Origin of the sequence: Streptosporangium sp. NPDC000239, assembly GCF_040300765.1 — a bacterium.
Taxonomy (GTDB): Bacteria; Actinomycetota; Actinomycetes; order Streptosporangiales; family Streptosporangiaceae; genus Streptosporangium.
This window is the reverse complement of sequence record NZ_JBEPEI010000009.1, coordinates 223848-241511: the sequence shown is the minus strand read 5'-3', so window position 1 is coordinate 241511 and position 17664 is coordinate 223848. Positions and strand designations below refer to the sequence as shown.

The 17664-nt window shown below is 70.3% G+C and carries 15 protein-coding genes; 3 read left to right on the top strand and 12 right to left on the bottom strand.

Annotated features, from left to right (window positions below):
- The first annotated feature begins 276 nt into the window (after positions 1 to 276).
- Positions 277 to 1509 carry an RNA-guided endonuclease InsQ/TnpB family protein gene (locus tag ABT340_RS23390; protein WP_352012924.1) on the top strand — a complete coding sequence of 411 codons (1233 nt, stop codon included), beginning with the start codon at positions 277 to 279 and terminating at the stop codon, positions 1507 to 1509.
- Positions 1510 to 1567: 58 nt separating this feature from the next.
- Positions 1568 to 2917 carry a hypothetical protein gene (locus tag ABT340_RS23385; protein ID WP_352012923.1) on the top strand — a complete coding sequence of 450 codons (1350 nt, stop codon included), beginning with the start codon at positions 1568 to 1570 and terminating at the stop codon, positions 2915 to 2917.
- A 97-nt stretch (positions 2918 to 3014) separates the two neighbouring features.
- Here the strand turns inward: ABT340_RS23385 and ABT340_RS23380 are convergent, their stop codons facing one another.
- From ABT340_RS23380 to ABT340_RS23370, 3 genes are all read right to left on the bottom strand, one after another.
- Positions 3015 to 3410, bottom strand: coding sequence for a hypothetical protein (locus tag ABT340_RS23380; RefSeq protein WP_352012922.1), 396 nt, complete (start codon positions 3408 to 3410; stop codon positions 3015 to 3017).
- Positions 3411 to 3589: 179 nt separating this feature from the next.
- Complete coding sequence (locus ABT340_RS23375) at positions 3590 to 5293, bottom strand: tetratricopeptide repeat protein (protein ID WP_352012921.1); 1704 nt, start codon at positions 5291 to 5293, stop codon at positions 3590 to 3592.
- Between the two features lie 273 nt (positions 5294 to 5566).
- Positions 5567 to 5704, bottom strand: a complete 138-nt coding sequence (locus ABT340_RS23370) for a hypothetical protein (RefSeq protein ID WP_352012920.1) — start codon at positions 5702 to 5704, stop codon at positions 5567 to 5569.
- 52 nt (positions 5705 to 5756) lie between these two features.
- Here ABT340_RS23370 and ABT340_RS23365 point away from each other — a divergent pair, with 52 nt between their 5' ends.
- Entirely contained in the window at positions 5757 to 6020 is a 264-nt protein-coding gene (locus tag ABT340_RS23365; RefSeq protein ID WP_352012919.1) for an ABC transporter permease, read from the top strand.
- 94 nt (positions 6021 to 6114) lie between these two features.
- On the opposite strand, the gene ABT340_RS23360 is transcribed toward ABT340_RS23365, so the two are convergent.
- The 9 genes from ABT340_RS23360 to ABT340_RS23320 form a co-directional block, all read right to left on the bottom strand.
- On the bottom strand, positions 6115 to 7572 hold the full coding sequence (locus tag ABT340_RS23360; RefSeq protein WP_352012918.1) for an MDR family MFS transporter: 1458 nt from the start codon (positions 7570 to 7572) through the stop codon (positions 6115 to 6117).
- Between the two features lie 670 nt (positions 7573 to 8242).
- Positions 8243 to 9622 (bottom strand): glycerate kinase, encoded by a 1380-nt coding sequence (locus ABT340_RS23355; RefSeq protein ID WP_352012917.1) that lies wholly within the window; start codon positions 9620 to 9622, stop codon positions 8243 to 8245.
- Between the two features lie 336 nt (positions 9623 to 9958).
- Positions 9959 to 10942 (bottom strand): fumarylacetoacetate hydrolase family protein, encoded by a 984-nt coding sequence (locus ABT340_RS23350; RefSeq protein ID WP_352012916.1) that lies wholly within the window; start codon positions 10940 to 10942, stop codon positions 9959 to 9961.
- 8 nt (positions 10943 to 10950) lie between these two features.
- Entirely contained in the window at positions 10951 to 11829 is an 879-nt protein-coding gene (locus tag ABT340_RS23345) for a beta-keto acid cleavage family enzyme (protein WP_352012915.1), read from the bottom strand.
- A gap of 39 nt (positions 11830 to 11868) precedes the next feature.
- A complete protein-coding gene (locus ABT340_RS23340; RefSeq protein WP_352012914.1) occupies positions 11869 to 12891 on the bottom strand; it encodes a Gfo/Idh/MocA family protein in 1023 nt (340 codons plus the stop codon).
- Complete coding sequence (locus ABT340_RS23335) at positions 12888 to 13766, bottom strand: sugar phosphate isomerase/epimerase family protein (RefSeq protein ID WP_352012913.1); 879 nt, start codon at positions 13764 to 13766, stop codon at positions 12888 to 12890. The genes ABT340_RS23340 and ABT340_RS23335 overlap by 4 nt, the downstream gene beginning before the upstream one ends.
- Entirely contained in the window at positions 13763 to 14836 is a 1074-nt protein-coding gene (locus ABT340_RS23330) for an alcohol dehydrogenase catalytic domain-containing protein (protein WP_352012912.1), read from the bottom strand. The genes ABT340_RS23335 and ABT340_RS23330 overlap by 4 nt, the downstream gene beginning before the upstream one ends.
- The gene (locus ABT340_RS23325) at positions 14833 to 15849 is read right to left on the bottom strand and encodes an arginase family protein (RefSeq protein ID WP_352012911.1); all 1017 of its coding nucleotides are present in this window, start codon (positions 15847 to 15849) and stop codon (positions 14833 to 14835) included. The genes ABT340_RS23330 and ABT340_RS23325 overlap by 4 nt, the downstream gene beginning before the upstream one ends.
- On the bottom strand, positions 15846 to 17639 hold the full coding sequence (locus ABT340_RS23320) for an ABC transporter permease subunit (RefSeq protein ID WP_352012910.1): 1794 nt from the start codon (positions 17637 to 17639) through the stop codon (positions 15846 to 15848). Before ABT340_RS23320 ends, ABT340_RS23325 begins: the two co-directional genes overlap by 4 nt.
- Between the last annotated feature and the right edge of the window lie 25 nt (positions 17640 to 17664).

Sequence of the window (17664 nt, the reverse complement as noted above, 5' to 3'; positions counted from 1 at the left end):
GTGTACGGTCCTGCTGACCGCTCTCGTTGAAGGGCGCAAGCCCTGTCCTTCAGGGCGGGGTAAGCCCGGAACCGCCCCGCTCGTCCTGCCGTTCGGCCCATCACGTGTAGGGGACGAGGACGGCTTGGTCTCCACGATGGTGTGCTCCCCGGCCAGGTGCGCCGCTCCGACGCGATGGCCGAGGTTGTCTCGGAGTTCCCGAACGTTCATACGCTCAATCATGATCTCGCAGAGTGTCATTGGATGGCTTGGATGTTCCGCGGAGGAAGGTGTTTCATGCTGTCCGGCCGCAGGTATCGGATCGAGTTCACCCCGGCACAGACCGCGTTCGCCGAACAGATCGGCGGTATCTGCCGGTCGGTGTGGAACACCGGTCTGCAGCAGCGCCGGGAGTATCGGCGGCGCGGCGCGTTCATCGGGTACGCCGAGCAGTGCAGGCAACTCGCCGACGCCAAACGGGATTTCGGCTGGATGTCGGATGCGCCGTCCCACGTGCTCCAGCAGACGCTCAAGGATCTGGACCAGGCGGTCAAAACCCACGGGGCCTGGAAGGTCCGGTGGCGGTCGCATCGCAGGTGGTCGCCGTCGTTCCGGTTCCCCGACGCCAAGCAGATCGTCGTGGAACGGATCGGCCGCCGGTGGAGCCGGGTGAAACTGCCGAAGTTCGGCTGGGTCCGATTCCGCTGGTCGCGTCCACTCGGCGGTGTCCTGCGCTCCGCCACGATCACCCGAGACGGCGGGAACTGGTTCGTGTCGTTCCTCGTCGAGGACGGCAAGACCACCCCTGAGACGCATCCCGGCCCGGCTGTGGGGATCGACCGGGGAGTGGTGGTCGCCGTGACCACGAGCGACGGGACGTTCCACGACCGGCCGTTCATCACCAGCGGCGAGACGCAACGGTACCGCCGCCTCCAGCAGCAGCTCGCCCGCACCCGTAAGGGCGGTAATCGGCGTAAGCGCGTGGTGGCCGAACTGGGCGCGGTCATGCGGCGGGTCCGGTCCCGCCGCGCGGACTTCAACGCCCAGCTCGCCGCGACGCTCACCGTCCGGTACGGCACCCTCGTGCTGGAAGACCTCAACACGAGGAACATGACGGCCAGCGCGAAGGGCACCGTCGAACGACCCGGTTCGCGGGTCGCTCAGAAGTCCGGCCTCAACAAGGCGATCTTGGATAAAGGCTGGTACGGGCTGGAATTCGCGGTTAACAACGCGGTCCGGCACACCGGCAGCAAGGTAATCAAGGTCCCGGCGGCGTACACGTCTCAAACGTGCTCGGCTTGCGGGGTGGTGGATGCGGCATCGCGTGAGAGCCAAGCGCGGTTCGCCTGCACCTCCTGCGGTCATGTCGAGCATGCCGACGTGAACGCCGCCAAGAACATCAAGGCCGCCGGGCAGGCGGTCTCAGGACGTGGAGACCTCGCCATCAGGCGGTCTGTGAAGCGTCAACCGCCCCGGCGACGAGCGCGGCGGCATGCCGTGTCAGCGGCACGGGGAATCCCGGTCCTTTAGGACCGGGAGGAAGTCAATCCACATGCGCGTACCCCTACCGTTACGGCGAGGAGATCAGGTGAGCGGCACGCGAATGCGACTGGCCGACGTCGCACAGCTCGACCCCGACATCACTCCCGAGGGGTTACGGGACCAGTACGGCGACGACCCCGACACCATCAGCCTCCTGGCGGTGGCCGAGGCCACCCTCAACCGGGTTCCCTCCGGGTTGAGCCGCTGGCTGTCCTCCGCCGAGACCTGCGAGGTCTGGGAGGACGTGCTGATCCGGCAGGAGGGGCTCCACCAGCTGTCGTGGTGGAACAACGTGCGCGGCTCCGGTTTCGACGATCCGGTGACCCGACGCGCCGAACGGCGGCTGGCCCGCATCCGCCAGCGCGGCGTCGAGGCGCGTCTCACCGTCGAGGCGCACGCCGGGCTGACGACCGACCGGGCGGCGGCGTCGGCGGTCGCGGCGCTCGTCGCGGCCCATCGGGAGGAAGCCGACTCGCTGCTCCGTCCGGGCGGGGCCGGCGACGGCCTGCCTCCGGAGGTGGCCAGGATGCTGGCGATGGGCACGACCGCCTTCCGTGAGCTGGTCGGCAACGACATCAAGGACAGCGGGGTGTGCCACCCGCTCCGCCATCCGGCGCTGCTGTCCCGCTGGTACGAGGCCCTGGTGGCGATCGGCACGATGGCGTTCACCGAGATCGGTCTTGAGGTGACGCCCGTGCGGGTGCGCAACCTCTTCGCCGTCCCGGACCCGCACCTCATCCAGGCCCGTCACGACGCGTCCCGCGAGAAGTGGGCGTCCAAGCTCACCTTCCTCACCCATGTCCGGGCCGCGCTGGTCGAGCAGGACCGGCGAAGCCGCCGGGCCGAGGCGCCGGTCCACCGCCACCTCGTCGAGCGGTATCCCGTCCAGTACGCCGAACTCGTCCAGCAGGCGCGGCAGGACCCGCGCAACCACCGCCCCGCGCACCGGCCTCCCCACCCGACCGTGTTCGACGACCACGCCGACATCCTGCGGGAACACGGCTGGGACGTGCGCTGGATCTTCGACGGGCACCGTGTGTGGCTCGACGCCTGGCCGATCGGCGAACGGACCGGGAGACCGTCGCTGCCCGCCTGGCGGACCGGGGGACGGCTGATCGCCACCGCCGTCCGCAACCGCAACACCGGCAGGTCGGCCTGGCGCTGGAGCACCCCGACCTACGTCTTCTACGGCCGGGGCCAGGGTCGTTACACGCTGCTGACCGGGGCCGACGCCCTGTGCCATCTCGCCGAGACCAACCCGCGCGCCACGCCACGACGCTTCTTCAAGGCCATGGTGCCGCCGGTGCGCGAGCATCTTGAGGCGCACGTGCCGCCGGACGGGCACCGCTGGCGGCGGCCGTTCCCCGAGTGCTTCCCGGCGCTCCACTACCGCTGAACACCGCGCACCACCACTGGGTTCCGCACACCACCGCCGGGTACCGCGCGACGCGCCTTCTCCTCGCGCCGCGCGGCCGTACCCGAACCGCCCTGTCCTACCAGTTGCGGCTGCAGCCGTTGCGGGTGCACCAGACCTCGTGGACGATGTCGCCGTCCACGATCAGGTCGGCGTAGATGCGCTGCACACCACCGGCGACGGTTATCCGAAGCAGCTCGTTGGACCAGGAGTACGTGCCGTTGGTGGAATATTTGCAGACTTTGCCGGTCTTCTCGGACCCGTTCTGGCCCCAGAAGCACACCTCGCGGTAGCCGCTCACCGCCTTGATGTGGCCGGAGACATAGGCGGAATATCCGGATGTCCAGTCGATGGTGGACTGGGTGACGGTCGCACCCCACTCCATGGACCACCCGGTGGCGGCCTGTGCCGGGACGGCGGTGAACACGGCCATGACGACGGCGGCGACGATCGACAGGGACTTGAGCACGCGCATGCAAACCTCCTGTAGTTCGTGCGGAACGTTCGTTTCAGCAAGAAAGCCTGACAAGGCCGGTTTAACAACACGCAACCAGACGGTGTACGGATAAATCCGCATGTAATGCCCGGATGAATTGGCAACCGTACAAAGTGGGGTTCGACCCGGCCGGAAAACGAGGCCTCGGGGTCATCCCGTCATGCGCGACGGCAGCGGGCCAGTTCCGCGCGCAGGTCACGGCGCAGCGCCCGGTCGAGGCCCGGCTGGGTGAGGGCGTCGGCGAAGTCCCGCGCGGCCTCCTCAAGTCTGCCGAGCCGTACCAGCGCCTTCCCTCGGTTGTAGCGGGGCACCGGTGCCGCCGACAGCGCGACCGCCCGGTCCAGGTCGGTCACCGCGGCGGCCACGTCACCGCGTTCGAACCGTACGGCGGCCCGGTTCGTCCACGCCTCGACGAGTTCGGAGTCCCCGGCCAGGGCCCGGGTGAGGAGGTCGTCCGCCTCGGTGAGGTCGCCGCGCTCCGAGCGGATCAGCCCGAGGGTGCACAGCAGCGCGGGGTCCTCCGGGGCCGGTTCGAGCCCGGCCCGCGCCTCGGCCTCGGCCTCGTCGAGCGCGCCGCGCTCCACCAGCAGGTTGACCAGGGCGATCCTGGCGTCCAGATGCCCCGGCTCGATGGCGAGCACGCGTTCCAGGTCGGCGCGGGCCCGTGCCGTACGGCCCCGCTCCTGCTGGAGCACGGCCCGGTTGTAGTACGCCTCGGGCAGGTGCGGCCCCAGGCGGATCGCGGTGCCGTAGTCCTCGATCGCGGCCCTGGACCGTCCCGCCGCGCGGTACAGGGCGGCCCGGTCCACGTAGTACTCGCAGTTGTCCGGGTCGTGGGCGATCACGGTGTCGAGGTCGGCCAGGGCCCGGTCCCGGTCTCCCATGGCCAGGTGCACCTGGGCCCGGTTGTGGCGCAGCCTGGCCAGGTCCTGCGGACGCTCTCCCGGCCTGAGCACCGCCGCCAGCCGGGCCAGACCGTCGTCGATCAGCCGCAGCGCGCGGGCGTGCTCGCCGTCCCTGGCGTCCAGCAGGGCGAGTCCCTGCTCGTAGAAGACGGTGGACAGTGTCCGCTGACGTGGGTCGTCCAACTTGGTGGCGAGGTCGAGTGCCCGTCCCAGCCAGTGTCTGGCCCGCCCCAGGTCCTGCTCGGCCGTGGGCAGGTGCCTGGCGTACAGCATGGCGGTGGAGTAGGCGGCCGATGTGGTGATCTTCGGGTCGTCGGTGACGGCGCGCGCCTCGTGGTAGAGGTCGAGTGCCTCCTCGGCCTGCTCAAGCGCGGCCAGGGCGGTGGCCAGGCCGGTGGTGAACGCCCACCAGTGCCGCAGGTCGCCGTCCGGGGTAACCGTCGCGCGCCCGCGCCGGGCGGTCCTGGCCGCGTGGTGGTAGAAACCGCGGGCCAGGCTGTCGCCGAGGGCCCTGCGCATCTCCTCGGGGGTCGGCTCAGCCGCCGCCCGCCGGGGGGCGCCGCCGTCCCGCAGGTCCAGGCACAGCGTGGACGGCTCCGCGCGGACCAGCGCGTCCAGCAGTTCGCGGGTGGTCTCGTCGGCGTCGCCGACGTGGTCGAACCGTACGGTGACCGGGTTCCTGAGCGTGTCCGCCCAGGCCGTGACGAACTCCGCCGCGCCGTAGGCCAGGCAGGCGGTGCGCCGGGCGGGGTGGAAGCGGATCGGCTCCTCCTCGGCGGCGGGACGCGCCGTACGATCGAGCCAGGGGGCGATCGCGTGCAGCTCGACCCGGTGGCGGGCCGCCAGGCGGGGCCGTTCCGCGGCGACCTGGGTGAGGAAGGAGGCGACCCCGGCGTACGGCCCGCCGTCGCGGTGGCAGTCGTAGCCGTCCTCGTGGGTCTCAGAGGGGCCGGTCACAGTCGGGCCGGTCACAACCGGGCCGGTCGCCGCAGGGGCGGGCACCCGGGGGCGCCCGCCGTACCGGCAACTACCAGCACCACTCGAACCAGAGACGGCGAGCGCCGGACAGCAGGCGCAGCGCGCCCTTGCGACGGACGGTCATCTTCCTCATGGACACCTCCGGAGATCCACTTCGAACTGCCCAGAGCATAATCCGGTCCAACCGAAATATGTGGACCCCTCATGATTGGTCGCTTATCGTCAGATCTGGGCGTTATATGACAATTGGCACTACCGCAGACTGAGGGCGAGGCCGTCGAAGCCGGCGATGGCGACCGAGGCCCTGGTGATGATCTCGTAGTCGAGAAGGCGCTCACGGGCACGCTGCGGCTCCGAGACGCGTGCCCAGATCGCCGATGGCGAATCCATGTGACCGTCCGGCCTGTCGATCCGTCCGGAGACCGCGGACGCGTTCATCCCGGTGATCTTTCCGATCTCGGCGCTGTCCAACGGTTTCGTGCCCACCGACGGCATGCCCGGGTGGCTACGGCTCGTCGCGGAGTGGAACCCGGTCAGCGCGCTCGTCGCCGCCTGTCGCGACCTGTTCGGTGATCCGGGCGCCGCCGTACCGCAGGACGCCTGGCCCCTACAGCATCCGATCGCGGCCGTCCTGTTGTGGTCGGTCGCGATCCTTGTCGTCTTCGTCCCCCTGGCGACCCGCCGGTATCAGCGGATCGGGAGGTAGGCGCCAACGGCTCCGGGGTTCGCCGCTCGGTGACGGCGAACCCCCGAAGAGCCACGGCGACGGTCTTCTTAGACGGTCTTCCCAGGCGGTTTTCTTAGACGTGGGCCGCCTGGTGCTCCGTCGTGGTGGCGGCCCTGGCCGGCAGCATCAGGGCGGTGATGACCACGATCACGGACAGCGCCGCGCTGACGATGAAGGCCGTGCGCATGCCGCCGAGGTTGGCGAGCGCGTCGCTGGCGCCCGTCGCCTTCAGGGCCTCGGCCCGCACGCTCATCAGGGTGACCACGAGCGCGGTGCCGATGGCGGCCGAGACCTGCTGCAGCGTGCTCAGGATCGAGCTGCCGTGGGAGTAGAGCGAGGCCGGAACCGACCCGAGCCCGAGGGTGAACACCGGGGTGAAGGTCGCGGCCAGGCTCACCATCAGCAGCGCGTGCAGGCCGAGCAGCAGCCAGAACGGCATGGTCATCGTGACCTGGGTGAACCCGACGAGCGCGACCGCGATGCCGATCGCACCGGGGACGATCAGCACCCGGGCGCCGAAGCGGTCGAACAGCCGGCCCACGGTCGGGCCGAGCAGCCCCATCGCGAGACCACCCGGCATCACGAGAAGCCCGGTCTGCAGGGCGGTGAGCCCACGGACGTTCTGCAGGTACAGCGGGAGCAGGATCATCGAGCCGATCATCGCCAGGAAGGCCACCGCCATCATGATCAACGCGATCGTGTAGGTGCGGTGGCGCAGGGTGCGCAGGTCCATCAGCGGCGTGCCGCGCTTCTGCAGGCGCAGCTGGCGCCAGACGAAGACGGAGATGGCCACCAGGCCGGCCACCACGAACCCGACGGCGGTACGGGTGTCGCCGCTCTCGAACCCGCTGAGCCCGTAGACCAGGCTGCCGAAGCCCGCCGCGGCGGTCAGCACGCTCAGCCAGTCGACGGTGCTGAACTTGGGCTCGCCGACGTTCTGGAGCTGCCTCAGCCCACCCCACATGATCAGCGCGGCGATGGGGAACACCACGGCGAACAGCAGCCGCCAGGAGCCGAACTGGAGGATCACCCCCGAGACCGTGGGACCCATCGCGGGCGCGACCGAGATGGCCAGGGTGACGTTGCCCATCACCCGGCCCCGGTTGCCCTCGGGCACGACCTGCATCAGCGTGGTCATCAGCAGCGGCATCATCACCGCCGTACCGGACGCCTGGATGATGCGGGCACCCAGCAGCACCTCGAAGGTCGGTGCGACGGTGGCCAGGGCCGTACCGATCAGGAACAGGCCCATCGCGGCGGTGTAGGCCGTGCGGGTGGACACCCGCTGCAGGAACCAACCGGTGATCGGGATGACGGCGGCCATGGTCAACATGAAGGCCGTCGAGAGCCACTGCGCGGTCTGCGCGGTGATGTTCATCGCGCTCATCAGCCGCGGGATCGCGTTGATCATGATCGTCTCGTTGAGGATGACCACGAACGTGGCGAGCACCAACAGCCGGATCACGGCAGGGGTGCGCACCTTGGTGACGGTCACGGGCTTGACTGGTGAGTCGAGCTGTGTGCTGGGCACGGAACCTCAATCGGGTTGTCGGACAGGACGTCGTTGCTGGCGTTCCAGCCGTGAGACACACGAAAGTGTGTTCGTACAAAGACTGACGGGTGCCACCGACAAAACTCATCGCTCACGCTCAACATTCCGCCATCTGACGCGAAATGTCACCCGATTTTCACCACCGATGGGGGCTCCCAGAGCCCTGCACAGCTCCCCGAAACCACCTACGAGCTGGGCGAATGCCACTCAGTGACCAAGTTCGGACATCACAGGCCGGAACATCCTTCTATCCCCCGAATGACACTTCCCCAAACGGCGCCTCCCCCGAGTGGTCGTCAGGTGTCAGGACACGCCACCTCGGTACGGCGAAGCCGGAGGCCCTTCGACAGAGGCCCCCACGTGCCCCGGCATGGCCGAACTCGTGGAGGCGGTGGGACCGAGGCCCCCACGTGTCTCCGCGTGCCCCGACGTGGCCGAACTCGTGAAAGGCGGTGACGACGGCCCCGCGTTCCTCCGTGTACCCGGCGTGTTCCCGCGTGTCCGTGACCGGCTCCACGGCGGGAACCGGAGGCCACGGCACCCGGTCCGGCCGGGTCACGCCGCCGCGGCCCTTTCAGGGTCACCTTCCGGTACTGGTTCGTCCCTCGGCGTCAACGACGACGGACGGGGAGATCGTCCGGTGACCGTCTCAGGGGGTGACGAACCTGGTGGCGATCCGGGTGGTGAGGCGTTCGAGGAGGGGACCCGCCTCGGTCATGCATCGTCGTACATCGGGTTCGATGTCGGTCAGCGCGTAGGCGGCCTCGATACCGGCCGCCCGCAGCTCCGCTTCGCTCACCGAACGCCGGCCGCAGACCGCCACGACCGGCACGCCGTGCCTGGCGGCCGCCGCCGCGACGCCCACGGGGGCCTTGCCGCGCAGGGTCTGCTCGTCGATCGAGCCCTCACCGGTGATCACCAGCCGGGCGCCCCTCACGTGCCGGTCGAAGTCCACCAGGTCAAGCAGGTAGCCGATGCCGGGCCGGATCTCCGCGTCGAGGAAGGCCAGCGCGCCGAACCCCACCCCACCCGCCGCCCCCGCCCCGGGCCTGCTCGCCACACCCGTCACGCGTACGGCCCCGCCGGGGGTGGCCGTGTCCGGCGCGTGTACGGCGCCGCCGGGAACAGCCACGCCTGTCGTGTGTACGGCACTGCCGGGGGTGGCCGTGTCCGGCGCGTGTACGGCGCCGCCTGACCCGGCCGTGTCCGGCACGGACGCGACGCCGCCGGGGACAGCCACACCTGGCGTGTGCGCGGTGTCGCCCGAGCCGGGCGCGTCCGGCGTGAACGCGACGCCGCCGGACTCGGTGACGGCTACCAGCCTGGTCAGGCCGGCCTCAAGGACGGCCACGTCCTCGGGGGTTGCGCCCTTCTGCGGGCCGTACACGGTCGCGGCGCCGTACGGTCCGAGCAGTGGGTTGTCCACGTCGCTCGCCACAACGACCTCGAAGCCGCGCAGTCTGCCCGAGGCGTCGATCGTGCGCAGGTCGCGCAGCGCGGCGCCGCCCGGCGGCAGGTCGTTCCCTGCCGCGTCCAGCAGCCGCACGCCGAGCGCCTGGAGCATGCCCGCGCCGCCGTCGGTGCAGGCGCTGCCGCCGAGGCCGAGCACGATCCGCCGCGCGCCGTGCCGTACGGCGTGGGCGATGAGTTCGCCGGCGCCCCGGCTCGTGGCGGTCAGCGGCGCCGGGTCACCGGGTAGTTTCCGCAGGCCGGAGGCCTCGGCCAGCTCGACGACCGCGACCCGGCCGTCCCGTTCGTCGCGTACGGCGTAGGCCGCCGGGATCCGCGCGCCGACCGGTCCGGTCACCTCCGTCTCGACCCGGGTGAACCCGCTCGCGACCACCGCCTCCACGGTGCCGTCACCGCCGTCGGCGACCGGGAGCCGGACCACGGCCACCCGCCCCTGAGCGGCGGCGCGCAGTCCGGCGGCCACGTGGGCGGCCACCTCGGGAGAGGTCAGCGACCCACGGAACTTGTCCGGCGCGACGATGATCCGTCCCGCCGTGAGTCCCGCTGTGAGCCCTGTCATGCCGTGTCCCTCCCCGATGTACCTCCCGCTGCTCCGTCCCGACCCGCCCGACTCCAGCGAGCCGACGACGGACCGATGGCGAACCGACCGGCCCGGTTCCGGCGCACCGGCGATGGGTCGGCCGTCCCGACTCCGGCGAACCGATGACGGACCAACCAGCCCAACTTCGGCGAACCGACGACGGGTCGACCGGCCCGGCTCTGGTGAACCGGTCAAGGTCGGCCGTCCCGACTCCGGCGAACCGACGACGGACCGACCAGCCCGACTCCGGCAAACCGGTGACAGGCCGGCCGCCCTTCCTGGAGGACTTCCCTGGAGGGCGGCCGGGCGGTCATCTCATATGACGCGTACCCGGTTGACGACCTCGCCGACGCCCTCCACGGTCACCGTCACCACGTCGCCGTCCCCCACCACCAGCGGGGGCGTGCGCGCGAAACCCACACCCGGCGGGGTACCCGTCAGGATCAGGTCCCCCGGTTCGAGCGTCAGGTAGCGGGAGGCGTAGGAGACGATCTCCGCGACAGAGAAGATCATCTTCTCCGTCGAGCCGTCCTGGACGACCTGGTCGTTGAGCCGGGTGACGATGCGCAGCGCCTGGGGGTCCTCGACGTCCTCGGCGAGCGTCACGACCGGCCCGACCGGGCAGAACCCGTCGGCGGACTTGCCGCGCAGCCACTGGCCGTCGGAGAACTGGGCGTCCCTGGCCGACAGGTCGTTGGCCGCGACGTAGCCGAGGACGTGGTCGAGCGCCTCGTCCAGGGCGACGTCCCTGGCCCGGCGCCCGATCACGATGCCCAGTTCGCCCTCGTAGTCGAGTTGGCCGGACAGGTCCTCCGGCACCTCGACGACGGCGCCGGAGGCCCGCAGCGCGTTGGGGAACTTCGCGAACAGCAACGGCCTGGCCGGAGGCTCGACGCCCGACTCCTCCGCGTGGTCACGGTAGTTGAGCCCGACGCACACGATCTTCGAGGGGTTCACGACCGGGGCGAGGAGTTCGAGGTCACCGGCCGCGACCGGCTCGCCGTCGGCGCGCCACGCACCGGTGTGCAGCGCCTCCCTCAGCACGTCGGCCGCCGGGTGGTCGGACTCGGTCGCGAGGACCGTCGCCTTCTCCGACTCGATCCTGACGAGCACGACCCGGCCGTCGCCGAGCCGGGCACGCGCCAGACCCCGTACGGCACGCACCGGATCCGGTGCGGTACCACCGCGCACCGGGTCCTGTGCCGTACCGCTTTGCACCGGGTCCTGTGCCGTACCGCCGCGCACCGGGTCCTGTGCGGTACCGCTTTGCACCGGGTCCTGTGCGGTACCGCCACTCATCAGGCCGGTCACCTGCTCACCCCGGCGATGCGCCTGGCCTCTTCGACGTTCGCGATCGGGCGGCCGATCTGCTGGGCCATGGTGACCGCGACCTCGACCAGTTCGGCGTTGCTGCGCGAGGCCTCACCGTTGGGCAGGTAGGGGTTGTCCTCCCAGCCGACGCGGACGTGGCCGCCCAGCGCGATGGCCAGCGGCAGCAGCTGCCACTGCGCGACCGGGTCCATGACGCTGATGTTCCAGTTCGTGTTCGGGGGGAGGTGGTTGACCATGTACATGAGCGCGTCCGGGGTCGGCGGCGTCCACGCGCCACCCTGCCAGCCGAAGAACAGGGTCGCCCAGGCCTTCTCCTTCAGCAGGCCCTGCCGCCGGACGTACTCCAGGTTCCAGAACGCGCCGGTGTAGAAGCACTCGATCTCCGGCTTCACGCCGTTGGCCTCGGCCGCGGTGACGAACTCGACGAGCTCGTCCCTCGGGTGCAGGGAGTACATCTCGTTGGCGGGGTAGGCCGGGTCGGGCTGGAAGTACTCGTCGTGCACGTTGAACGCGTAGGACATCATGTCGGGCTTGAGCGACATGAGTTCCACCTTCTCGGGCAGCCGGGCGCTGGCGATGCCGAACTGCATGATCGGATCGGTGCCCACGGTCCGGATCTTCTCGGTGAGATCCCGCCAACCGTCGAAGTCGATCTTGGAAAGCTTCTTGCCGTCTTCCTGGATGGCGTCCTCCAGGTAGTGGACACCATGGTGGTGGCACAGTGTCGCGCCCGCGTTCACCGAGTCGATGTACTCCTGGCCGACCTTGTCGGTGTCCTCGATGGCCGGCATGCCCTTGTAGCCGGGATAGGACATCGTGCTGTCGACCGTGACGGTGATGACGAGCGGGTCCATGGGGGTTTCTCCTCTGTCTGTGGAACGGGGTGACAAATCTCAGAGCGAGACGGGACGGCCGGTGGCCACCGACTCGTAGGCGAGTTCGATGATCCGCACCGCGTAGGCGCCGTCCTCGGGGGCGACGGCGGTCGGCTCGTCCTTCGCGATCGAACGGGCGAAGCTCTCGATCCCGGCCGCGATCGAGGTGTACTTCCAGGTGGTGGGCTCGTAGGCCGTACCGGGCAGGGGCGACCCCTCGTGGTCGCGCTTGCCGTGGAAGATCATGGCCGGGGGGTTCTGGTGCTGGTCGACGACGATGAGGCCCTTGGTGCCGTGCACTTCGAGGCGCTCGTTCCACGGTCCTCCCGAGGTGAAGGTGGACTCGACGGAGAAGAGCGCGCCGGAGCGCGTCCGGCCGCACACCAGCGACCAGTCCTCGACCTGGCTGACGTCCACGAGCCGGTCGGACATGGCCCGCAGTGAGGCGACCTCGCCGAACATCCACTTCAGCAGGTAGAAGGAGTGGGCACCGGCGTCGATGATGGTGCCGCCGCCCGAGCCGTCCTGGCGGCCCTTCCACAGCTTCGGGTTGCCGAGCCGTTCGAACTCGTTGCCGCTGATCAGGGTGCGGACGAGGGTCACGTCCCCGATCTCGTCGCCGTTGATGGCGTCGAGGGCGGCCTGGTAGGCGGGGATGAACCGGGTGTTCTCGTTGACGGTGAACTTGAGGCCCTTGCTCGCGGCGAGGGCGACGAGTTCACGCGCGTGCCCGGCGTCCACGGTCATGGGCTTCTCGATCAGGACGTGTTTGCCCGCTTCGAGGAACTCCCGTGCGATCTCGTAGTGCACGTTGTGCGGAAGCACGAGATCGACGGCGTCGATCCGGTCGTCGTCGAGCAGTTCGCGGTAGTCGGTGGACGCCCGCGCCCCGAGCGACCGCGCCGTCCGCTCGGCGACGGCCGGGTCCAGGTCGCAGACGACCGCGGCCTCCAGGCCGTCGGCCCGCTGGTAGGCGAGGTGGTGGGCGAGCTGGTAGATCTCTCCGAGGCCGACGACGCCGAAGCGTATCGATCCGGTCACTGGGCAACGCTCCCTTCGAGACGTTCGCGAATGATGCGAAGGTTGTGGGTGAGGGAATCCATCACCCGTGACTCGTGCCGGAAGACGGCCACCGACAGGACGCCGTCGAAGGCGACCTCACGCAGGGCGTCGAACACCTCGTCCCAGTCGATGTCGCCGTGCCCGATGTCGAGGTGCTGGTGGTTGCGCACCCCGGGGCTTCCCGGGTTGAGGAAGGTACGGCCGGGCAGCAGGGTGTCGGCCAGGTGGACGTGGTCCATGGTCTCGCCGGCGTAGGTGATGATGTCGCGGTTGACGTTCTTGAGGTGGCCGCGTTCGTCCTCGACACCGGTGAGGTAGAAGGTGTGCGGCACGCAGTGCAGGTAGGTGACGTGGTCGCTCTGCAGGCCCCTGATGAAGTCGACGGCCCCGATGCCGGACTCAAGCCAGTCGCCGGGGTGCGGTTCGAGCGCGATCGTGATGCCCTCGGACTCCGCCAGCGGCAGCACCTCCTCCAGGGAGCGGCGCATCGCGGCCTCACCGGCCTGCGGGGCGCTCGGCCGTCCGGTGAACTCGGAGTTGATGCGGTCGCAGCCCAGGTCGACGGCCAGCTGGACGGTCTGCTTCCAGTAGCCGACCGCCGCCTGGCGGATGTCCTCCTCCGAGCTTCCCCAGGCCTGCTCGATGAAGATGGACGCGATCCCGACGCCGTGGGTCTTCGACGCCGTCGCGATCTCGGCGATCTTCGCCTTGGACGCGCGCCTGCCGCCGTAGCTCGGCATCACGTCGGGCCGGGGCGAGAGCTCCAGGTGTTCGAAGCCCGCCTGCCGTACGGTCGAGAACACCGTGTCGATGGGGTGTGGACGCAGCATCCACGTGTCGGTCGCGATCTTCATCTCGTTCCTCGCTGGTCGTTGTGCGTGATGAGGACCCGGCCCCGTGCCTGGCCGCTTCGCAGCCGGGCGAGTGCCTCGTTGGCGCGGTCGAGGGGGTACTCCTCGTCCAGTGCCGGGGTGATGGCGCTCTCGGCGAGCAGCCGCAGCGCGTCGTGCTGGTCCTTCCTGTCGCCGTTGCGCGAGCCGACGATCTCCAGCTCGCGCTGGGCGAGGACCGTCGAGCTGACGCCGGGGAGGTCGGGCTCCTCGCCGACCACGACGATCCGGCCCCTGCGGCGTACGTACCGCGCGGCGTCGGCCATGGACTCCGACGTTCCGACCAGGTCGATCACCAGGTCGGCGCCGTCGGCGGGGCCCTCGTCACCGGCCCGGGACCCGGCCCAGGCGCACAGGGCGGACACCCGGTCCGCCGACGACGCGGGCACGACGTACTCGGCCCCGTTGTGTACGGCGAGCGCCAGGTTCTCCTGCCGCACGTCGACGGCCGCGGCGGAGATCCCGGCACCGGCCAGGAGTTGGAGGATGATCTGCCCGATGCCGCCCACGCCGATCACGACCGCGGTCCGCACCGGCGTCACGGTGCCGCGCCGGTAGGCGTGCACCGCCGTGACGACCGCGCAGCTCGACAGCCCGGCGATCCTGGGGTCGAGGCCTTCGGGAACCCTCAGCAGGTTCCTCGCGGGGGCCGCGAAGTACTCCGCGAAGCCTCCCGGCAGCGTCACACCGATGATCCCCCGCAGGTGCAGCGCCTGCGCGTCGGCCCCGGCCCGGGTGAAGCGGCACTCCCGCTCGGCGACGAACAGGTGGGGCACGACCACCTCGCCGATCTCGACCCCGGAGACGTCCCGGCCGCGTTCGACCACGACGCCCGCGGGTTCGTGGCCCATGATGTGCGGCAGTCCGGGCACGTAGGCCAGGCCGTCCTGGATGTGCAGGTCGGTACGGCACACGCCGCTGGACAGAGTCCGTACCAGGACCTCGTCCGGCCCGATCTCGGGGACGGGAACCTCGCGGATCTCCAGCGGCCCGCCGACGCGGGTCAGGAGCGCGGCGCGCATGGTGGCGCTCACCGCCATCCCTCGGCCCACCCCGCGAAGAAGGCGTCGGCGGCCTCGGCGGTCGAGTCATAGTAGCCGTAGCACCCCTCGGTGGTCACCAGCGTCGGCAGGCGCAGCCCGGCGATGCGGCGGCCGAGGACGCCGAAGTCCGCGACGTCCAGGCGCAGCAGCCCGAACCCCTGCTCCCGGTGGGCGTCGTAGCCCAGGGCCAGGACGAGGTGGTCGGGTTCGAAACGGGTGATCGCCTCAAGCGCCGTCTCGAACGCGGGCAGGTAGGCGTCGAAGCCCGAACCGGTCGGCAACGGCAGGTTGAGGTTGCCGCCGGGGGCGCCGGGGCCACCGGTCTCCTCGGCGAACCCGGCGACGTGCGGCCAGCCCTCGGCGTGGATCGAGACGGTCAGGACCGACGGGTCGTCGTAGAACACGGCCTGGGTGCCGTTGCCGTGGTCCTGGTCGATGTCGAGCACGGCGACCCGGCCGCTTCGGGAGAGTTCGCGGGCCGCGATGGCGGCGTTGGCGAACACGCACAGTCCGCCGCCCACGGTGGGCAGGGCGTGGTGGCCCGGGGGGCGGGACGGCACGAGCACCAGCCCCGGGGAGGACCGGTCGGCCCGCGCGAGCCTGCGGGCGCCCTGCTGGGCGGCCGCCGCGCTGTGCAGCGCCCCCTGGCAGACCGAGGGGGTGGCCTGGGTGATCTCGTCGAAGAAGTACTGGATGTGCCGTCCCACGAAGGTGCGCGGCTCGGAGACCTTCAGGGCGGGGACCGCGATGACGTTCAGCGGGAACTTCGTGGACCCCTCCTGCCGTCCGCTGCCCTCCTTGACGAAGTCGACGTATTCGGGGCTGTGCACGGTCAGCGCCGCGGCGCCGCCGTCCTCCTCGGGCGCGAGCCGTTCGGCGTCGGGGAACGACCGGCGGAAGGCCGCCAGCGTCGCCGTGACCGAGGTCGGGTAGACGATGCCGGGAAACTCCTGGTTCTCGACATAGGGGGAGGTCATCTCCGCGACGACCGAGGGGGTGTTCATGAGGCTCCCATCCGGCTCAGCGCCACCCGTACGGCGCGCACGAGCCAGGCCATGACGAACCGGAGGAGGACCGCGGCCGCCCCTGCTCCGAGCAGGACGACGGCGACGACGGCTGTCCTCGGGCTCACTTCGAGTTTGATGTCCTGGAACATCCGCAGCGGCAGCGTCACCGCGGTCGGCCCGGACATGAAGGTCGCGACGACGACGTCGTCGAACGCGGCGAGGAAGGCGAACACGAAGCCGCTGACCAGCGCCGGGCGCAGCGCGGGCAGCAGGACGTGTCTGAGCACCGACAGGGGTCCGGCGCCCAGGCTGCGCGCGGCGTTCTCCAGCCGCACGTCGAGGTTGCGCAGCGCCGCCGCCGTGATCGACACCGCGAAGGGCAGCCCCAGCACCACGTACGGCAGGACCAGGCCCAGCGGGGTGCCGACGAGGCCGTGCGGCGCCACGAGCACGAAGAACCCGAGGCTGTAGATCATCGGAGGGACGATCATCGGCATGGCGACCAGGACCGCGACCGGCACCCGCGAGCGCCGTGGGCCCCGTACGAGACCGAAAGCGCCGAGACCGCCGATGACCACGCCGATCGCCGCGGAGAGCGAGGCGATGCCCAGGCTGAGGAAGGTCGAGCCGATCCACGACTCGTCGGCGAGGTAGTCGGCGAACCACCGGGTGGAGTACTCCTCCGGCGGGAAGATCAGGTAGGTCGCGTCGCTGAAGGACCAGATGGCCACCACGACCAGCGGCGTGACCAGCAGGGCGGCGCCCACGAGCCAGCCGCCGACCAGGATGGGCAGGCGCAGCCGTCCGACGACGCCGAGGACGGTGTCGAGCACCCGGGCACGCAGGTCACGCAGCCGCTCATACCGTTCGTCCTGTTTCGCGGACTCCCGGCGGGGGCTCGCGGCGGTGCTCCCGATGGAGAGCGAGGGCGCGAGATAGCGGAAGAGGACGACGAACAGCACCAGGACGACCAGCAGGAGCAGTACGGCCTGCGCCGCGGCCCCGGCGGGATCGACGAGGTTGGAGAACTGGACGAGGATGGACTGGGCGATGAGCGTGTCACCGGGACCGCCGAGCAGCGCGGGCGTCACGTAGAAGCCGAGGGTGCTGATGAAGACCAGGGCGGCGGCGGCCAGGACCGCCGAGGAGGTCGCGGGCCGGTACACATGCCAGTGCGCGACCGCCGGTGAGGCCCCCAGGCTCTGCGCGGCCCGTACGGCGGCGCGGTCGATGCCGCTCATCACGCTGTAGATCGGCAGCAGCGCCAGCGGCAGCAGGATCTGCACGGTGCCGATCAGCATGCCGGTCTGGTTGAACACCAGGTCAGGAGGGTTGTCGATGCCGACAAGCGCGAGCGTTTTGGCGACGAGCCCGCTGGGGGCGAGGATCGCGATCCACGCGTAGGAGCGGATCAGGATGCTCGTGAAGTACGGCACGAGCACCACGACCATCAGCGCGCCGCGCAGCCGTTTGGGCATCCGGGTGAGCGCGTAGGCCATGCAGTACCCGAGGGCGACGCAGATGCCGGTCGAGAGCGCGGCGATGACCAGGGTGCGGCGCATCGCCCGCCAGAAGACCGGCGAGGTCACCTGCTCGTGGTAGTTCTCCAGGGTGAGTCCCTGCCCGCCGCGGAAACTGTCGACCAGCAGTGAGCACAGCGGGACGACGAACAGCAGGATCAGGACCGCCAGGAGCGGAACCAGGGTGAGCCACCGGCGATCCGGCCTGTGCCGTGGGGGGGCGGCCGGATCACCGGTGAACCGCTCCGGGGAGCTGTCGACCGACATGGATCTCCTAGGTCGAGGTCGTCTC

Excerpts from the sequence above, each read along its gene's own strand:
- ABT340_RS23390 (WP_352012924.1), top strand. The coding sequence starts at position 277 with ATGCTGTCCGGCCGCAGGTATCGGATCGAGTTCACCCCGGCACAGACC.
- ABT340_RS23380 (WP_352012922.1), bottom strand. The coding sequence starts at position 3,410 with ATGCGCGTGCTCAAGTCCCTGTCGATCGTCGCCGCCGTCGTCATGGCC.
- ABT340_RS23370 (WP_352012920.1), bottom strand. The coding sequence starts at position 5,704 with ATGGATTCGCCATCGGCGATCTGGGCACGCGTCTCGGAGCCGCAGCGT.
- ABT340_RS23355 (WP_352012917.1), bottom strand. The coding sequence starts at position 9,622 with ATGACAGGGCTCACAGCGGGACTCACGGCGGGACGGATCATCGTCGCG.
- ABT340_RS23350 (WP_352012916.1), bottom strand. The coding sequence starts at position 10,942 with ATGAGTGGCGGTACCGCACAGGACCCGGTGCAAAGCGGTACCGCACAG.
- ABT340_RS23345 (WP_352012915.1), bottom strand. The coding sequence starts at position 11,829 with ATGGACCCGCTCGTCATCACCGTCACGGTCGACAGCACGATGTCCTAT.
- ABT340_RS23335 (WP_352012913.1), bottom strand. The coding sequence starts at position 13,766 with ATGAAGATCGCGACCGACACGTGGATGCTGCGTCCACACCCCATCGAC.
- ABT340_RS23325 (WP_352012911.1), bottom strand. The coding sequence starts at position 15,849 with ATGAACACCCCCTCGGTCGTCGCGGAGATGACCTCCCCCTATGTCGAG.
- ABT340_RS23320 (WP_352012910.1), bottom strand. The coding sequence starts at position 17,639 with ATGTCGGTCGACAGCTCCCCGGAGCGGTTCACCGGTGATCCGGCCGCC.